The sequence below is a fragment of the Chryseobacterium sp. genome (genome assembly GCF_022712095.1).
In the GTDB taxonomy this organism is placed as follows: Bacteria; Bacteroidota; Bacteroidia; order Flavobacteriales; family Weeksellaceae; genus Chryseobacterium.
The window spans coordinates 1-5779 of record NZ_JALAHD010000255.1 but is presented as its reverse complement, the minus strand read 5'-3'; the positions used below and the strand labels follow the sequence as shown (position 1 = coordinate 5779).

The following is a 5779-nucleotide window of genomic DNA, read 5'->3' as shown; positions in this document are numbered from 1 at the left end:
GACTTTCTCTGTTTAATAAAGAGGATTACAGAAAAATTTTTGGTAATATTGAAGCGGATTAATCACAAGGATTATATCATTTTAAAATGAAGAATAAGAAATTTGCCTTTAAAGGGATCAGTTATCAGACAGAAATCAGGATCTCAATTATTACAGGAGTTATTATTATCTGCTTGTTTCCTGTATTCTTTATGGTGTTAAAAAACTATGGAGAATACTTTTTGGCAAAAACTTTAGCCTTTGCAGGGGTTACTATTGGATTAAGTTTTCTGATTCTCAGAATTCTTATGAAATTTATTAAGAACAAAGATTGGGAGGTGGAGATTTTTAATGATCAGCTTACAATCAAACACGGGAAAGATAATTGGAAAATTCCCTTGAAAGATCTCAAAATGATAAAAAATACGGGACAGACTAATTTTAGATACTTAACCTTTATAACCAATAATGAAAAGATTAAAATAAGAGTAGGACATGGAGGGTTTACTCCTTTTTCTACAGAACAAGATGTAGAAGAAATTGATAAATTATTCAAGTATCTGCTGCCTTATATCAAGCAGCATTTTAATAAAAAACAGGTAGATGCCAAGATGGAAGACCGGAAATTTCCTCATTTTGGTGAATATGTGGTGAAAACCGAACCCATTAAATATAGTCTCATTGATAAGATGAGTCCTAAAATGATAACGATTGGAACTATTATTCTATTGTTTATTTTTATTGTTTTAGTCGGAAGCGTAGTCGAAGCTTATATAAAATATAAAAGTTTTGGAAAGCTAATCTGGAAGGACCTTAGTTTTGCTTTTGTGCTCCCTTTCTTATTAGGAGCTTTCCTAGTATATGGAGTTTGGGTTTATTTCTTAACGAGAAAGAAAAAATTCAGATAAAAACTCATTTTAAAATATTCCTTCATGTTGAAAAAACTTTTTTTTCTAAGCTTTTTTACGATCTCTGTTTTGTTTATAAACGCACAGGAGCAACAATCTTTTTTGTATAAAGGGCTGATAGATCGGAAAATGCCCGTAACCTTATATTTACAGGCTCAGCAAAATGGCTGTGGCGGAGATCCTTTTTATATGGCAATGTATAAATATGATAAAGTCAGTAAATGGTTGCAATTAGATATTTCAAGAAGTGATAAAGATGAATATGCCATGGTGGAATATGGCTTTACAGGATTAATGATTCTTAAGAAAGAAGAAAATACTTTGAAAGGAACCTGGATAAGCCCGGATGGGAAGAGACAGCTGCCTGTGTTTTTAAAACAGGAAAATATAAATAAAAAAGATTCGGAAACCTATCAGAATAAACTGGATGAAGTCAATTATGAAAATCATGATTGTTAAATAGAAGCGTGCTCTGAATAGCTTTAGTGACACATACCAATATAATTTTTATTTATTCTTGTAATAAACCTTAGAACAGGTGACTTCCATTAGGGTAAGCAAAGGATCTATCTATCCGATTTTAAATTCCTGTCTTAAAATGTAGACCAGAAATATTCCTATTTTCTTATATTTGTTCATTATAGAATTTATGGACGCAACACAAGATAAAAGGTTATTTTTGATCGATGCTTATGCTATGATTTTCAGAGGATATTATGCATTGATCAGAAACCCTAGGCTTACCAGTAAAGGATTAGACACATCTGCAATTTTTGGATTTACCAACTCTCTGATTGAACTGATCAGAAGAGAAAAACCAACCCATCTTGCCGTAGTTTTCGATGTAGGACAGGCAAGTGTAAGGACAGATGATTTTGCTGATTATAAAGCCAACAGAAGCGAAACTCCCGAAGCTATTAAGATTGCCGTACCCTATATCCATAAAATTCTGGAAGCTATGCATATTCCTATTTTGGGAGTGGAAGGCTATGAAGCGGATGATGTAATAGGAACTATTGCCTGTAAAGCGGAAAAAGAAGGATATACCACTTTTATGGTAACACCGGATAAAGATTTTGCCCAGTTGGTAACCGATAAAATTAAAATCTACAAACCGGGATTAAAAGGTGGTGATGTAGAAATTCTTGGAGTAGAAGAAATAAAAGCCAAATATGAAATTGAAGATCCTAAGCAGGTAATCGACTTTCTGGCGATGATGGGTGATGCTGTTGATAATATTCCGGGGCTGGAAGGTGTAGGAGAAAAGACAGCCATGAAGTTCCTGAAGGAATATGGAAGTATCGAGAACCTTTTAGCCAATACAGATCAGTTAAAAGGAAAATTAAAAGAAAAGGTAGAAGCTTCGGCGGAAAGAGGGATTCTATCCAAAAAGCTCGCGACGATTATTTGTGATGTGCCTATCGAGTTCCATCAGGAACAATATGATCTGGAAACTCCGGATTTCGAAAAAGTGAAAGAAGTTTTTGATGAAATAGAATTCAGAAGACTATACGAAAATCTTTACAGAGCTTTTGCACCTACAGAAACTGTTGTTATTAGCCAGGTTGAAGTAAAACAGACCCCTTCAGGAACACAGGTCAAAGGCCAGGTTACCCAGTTGGATTTATTTGCCAATTTTGAAGAACTGGATCAGGCTACTTCTACAAAATCGAGCATTGCTGAAAATGATCATTTGTACCAGTTTATTAATAATCCTAAGGCTCAGAAAGCTTTGGTGAATAATCTTTTAAAACAGAGGGTCGTTTGTTTTGATACGGAAACCACTTCTCTGAATGAGCTGGAAGCAGAGCTGGTGGGAATGAGTTTTTCCTATAAAAAAGGATTGGCTTACTATATCCCGCTATCAGAAGATAGAGGAGAAGTGCTTCAGACGCTGGAAATTTTCAGGCCCTTCTTTGAAAAAGAAGACGTTCTTAAAGTAGCCCATAATCTTAAGTTTGATTATAAAATACTCAAGCAATATGATATTACGGTAAAAGGAGCCATGTTTGATACTATGATTGCCCATTATCTACTGAATCCGGATGGAAGACATGGAATGGATTATCTTTCGGAGGTTTATCTGAATTATAAACCGGTATCCATTGAAACCATTATTGGAAAAAAAGGAAAAAACCAGGGTAATTTTCGTGATGCGGATTTAAGAACTCAAACTGATTATGCAGCAGAAGATGCAGATATTACATTCCAGTTATATGAACTATTTGCTCCACAGCTGAAAAAAGAAAATCTGGAAGAGCTTTTTTATAAAATAGAAATGCCACTGATGGAAGTGTTGGCTAAAATGGAGCTTGCAGGAATTTCACTAGATGAGCAGTGGCTGGCTAAAGAAAGTATAGATCTGGAAAATGATTTGAAAGAACTTGAAAAGAAAATTTTTGAATTATCAGGAGAAGAATTTAATATGAACTCTCCAAGACAGCTAGGGGAAATCCTTTTTGAAAAAATGCAGCTGGATCCAAAGGCGAAGAAAACCAAAACAGGCCAGTATGCGACTTCGGAAGATGTATTACAGAAATTAGCTTCCAAGCATGAAATCATTAAGCATATCCTGGAATACAGAACTTATCAGAAGCTGAAATCTACCTATGTAGATGCACTGCCTTCTCAGATTGAAAAAACAGATAACAGGGTCCATACTAATTTTTCCCAAACTACTGCAGCGACTGGACGTCTGGCAAGTGTAAACCCTAATTTACAGAATATCCCGATCCGTACCTTAAGAGGGCAACAGATTCGTGGAGCCTTTGTTTCAGGAGAAGGAAAAAAAATAATTTCAGCGGATTATTCACAGATTGAACTTCGTTTAATTGCAGAAATATCCGGAGAAGAAAATATGATTAAGGCTTTCCAGAACGGTGAAGACATTCATGCTTCTACTGCTGCGAAATTATTTAAGATTTCATTGGAAGATGTTTCCAAAACCCAGAGAAGCCAGGCTAAAACGGTAAATTTTGGAATTATTTACGGGCAGGGAGCTTTTGCTTTAGCAGAACAGACAGGGCTTTCAAGAACAGAGGCTAAGCAGATGATCGATGCCTATTTTCAAACCTATCCGAAGCTTAAAGAATATATGGCAGAGCAGGTTAATAAAGCCCGTCAGTTAGGATATGTAGAAACTATTCTTGGTAGAAAACGCCATTTAAAAGATATCAATTCCGGTAATTTTGTAGTAAGAGGACATGCAGAAAGAAATGCTGTTAATGCTCCAATCCAAGGAAGTGCTGCCGATATTATTAAAATTGCCATGATCAAGATAGATCAGGAACTGGACACTCAGCAGCTAAAAACCAAAATGCTTTTGCAGGTACATGACGAATTGGTATTTGAATCTCCTGTGGAGGAAATAGAATTGGCATCTGCTCTTATCAAAACTGAAATGGAAGGAGCATTAGAAACTCAGGTCCCTTTATTGGTAGAAGTAGGAGTCGGAAATAACTGGCTGGAAGCTCACTAGAATTATTATTAAAAAATAAAAAAGACCTCCGGAATAGTAAACTCCGGAGGTCTTTTTATGGATGACCAGCATAGCTTTAATCTATAGAATTCCAAAAAAATTGTAAATTCACTTGATTAACTATGCATATGTACAAAAACACACAAAAAAATATTTCGAGAGGAGAAGAGATAACAAAACAATATATGGACTTTCTCGATCATCACATTGATGAGGTTATAACAGGGAAAACTCTGGATTTTATGAAGCTGAGCGAGATTGCCGATAAGTTGTGTATTTCCCACAAGCACCTTACGGATACAGTACAGAAAGAAACAGGTAATCATCCCTGTCATTTCTATGATATGAAAATTATCAGTCAGGTACAGGGGTTACTGAGGGACACAGACCTTTCTGTCTCTGAGATTGCCAGAACTTTTACTTATGATCCTTCTAATTTTTCAAAATTTTTTAAGAAAATCGTTGGAGATACTCCTAATATATGGAGACAAAAAAACAGGAGCTGATTTTCCGAAATATTCACCATACTTTTTTTTTGTTCATTTTGGAAATTTGTTGATCAATTATTAAAATGAACAGAAATTATGTCAAAAAATGATTTAAAAGGAAAAGTAGTATTGGTTGCAGGAGGAGCAAAAAACTTAGGAGGTCTGCTCAGCAGGGATTTTGCAGCAAAAGGAGCCAGAGTAAGTATTCATTATAACAGTGACAGTACAAAAGCTGACGCTGAAAAAACACTTTCTGATATTCAGAGTGCCGGAGGTGAAGCATTTCTTTTTCAGGCTGATCTTACTAAAGTAGAGAATATTAAAAAGCTTTTTGAAGAGACAAAAAGTCAATTTGGAGGTATTGATATCGCAGTCAATACAGTGGGGATGGTCTTGAAAAAGCCTTTTTTAGAAACTACCGAAGAAGAATATGATACCATGTTTAATATCAATTCAAAAGTAGCTTATTTTTTTATTCAGGAAGCAGGAAAATATCTTAATGATCACGGAAAGATATGTACCATTGTTACATCATTGCTAGCAGCCTATACAGGATTATATTCTACCTATGCCGGTGCTAAAGCTCCGGTGGAACATTTTACAAGAATGGCTTCCAAAGAATTTGGAAATAGGGGGATTTCTGTGACAGCTGTAGCGCCAGGTCCAATGGATACACCTTTCTTCTATGGGCAGGAAGGTGAAGATGCTGTAGCCTATCATAAATCGGCTTCTGCACTTGGTGGATTGACGGATATTAAAGATATTGCTCCCCTGGTAGAGTTCCTGGTGACAGACGGATGGTGGATTACCGGGCAGACGATTTTTGCGAATGGTGGATATACTACGAGATGATTAATTAAGAAAAAAATGAACTGTTTCAATACGTTGAAACAGTTCATTTTTATATAAACTAGGAAGAAATACCT

Annotated in this window: 5 protein-coding genes; all 5 read left to right on the top strand. The window is 35.6% G+C overall.

Annotation, left to right across the window (positions count from 1 at the left end; translation table 11 throughout):
• Positions 1-86: 86 nt before the first annotated feature.
• Complete coding sequence (locus tag Q0A18_RS13170) at positions 87-887, top strand: hypothetical protein (RefSeq protein ID WP_292010614.1); 801 nt, start codon at positions 87-89, stop codon at positions 885-887.
• A gap of 24 nt (positions 888-911) precedes the next feature.
• Positions 912-1346: a hypothetical protein gene (locus Q0A18_RS13165; protein ID WP_292010613.1), complete on the top strand. Its 435-nt coding sequence runs from the start codon at positions 912-914 to the stop codon at positions 1344-1346.
• 190 nt (positions 1347-1536) lie between these two features.
• Positions 1537-4365: a DNA polymerase I gene (gene polA, locus Q0A18_RS13160; protein ID WP_292010612.1), complete on the top strand. Its 2829-nt coding sequence runs from the start codon at positions 1537-1539 to the stop codon at positions 4363-4365.
• Positions 4366-4493: 128 nt separating this feature from the next.
• Positions 4494-4871 carry an AraC family transcriptional regulator gene (locus Q0A18_RS13155; RefSeq protein WP_363315993.1) on the top strand — a complete coding sequence of 126 codons (378 nt, stop codon included), beginning with the start codon at positions 4494-4496 and terminating at the stop codon, positions 4869-4871.
• A 78-nt stretch (positions 4872-4949) separates the two neighbouring features.
• Positions 4950-5705: an SDR family oxidoreductase gene (locus Q0A18_RS13150; RefSeq protein ID WP_292010610.1), complete on the top strand. Its 756-nt coding sequence runs from the start codon at positions 4950-4952 to the stop codon at positions 5703-5705.
• Positions 5706-5779 lie beyond the last annotated feature (74 nt).

Excerpts from the sequence above, each read along its gene's own strand:
- Q0A18_RS13170 (WP_292010614.1), top strand. The coding sequence starts at position 87 with ATGAAGAATAAGAAATTTGCCTTTAAAGGGATCAGTTATCAGACAGAA.
- Q0A18_RS13165 (WP_292010613.1), top strand. The coding sequence starts at position 912 with ATGTTGAAAAAACTTTTTTTTCTAAGCTTTTTTACGATCTCTGTTTTG.
- polA (WP_292010612.1), top strand. The coding sequence starts at position 1,537 with ATGGACGCAACACAAGATAAAAGGTTATTTTTGATCGATGCTTATGCT.
- Q0A18_RS13155 (WP_363315993.1), top strand. The coding sequence starts at position 4,494 with ATGTACAAAAACACACAAAAAAATATTTCGAGAGGAGAAGAGATAACA.
- Q0A18_RS13150 (WP_292010610.1), top strand. The coding sequence starts at position 4,950 with ATGTCAAAAAATGATTTAAAAGGAAAAGTAGTATTGGTTGCAGGAGGA.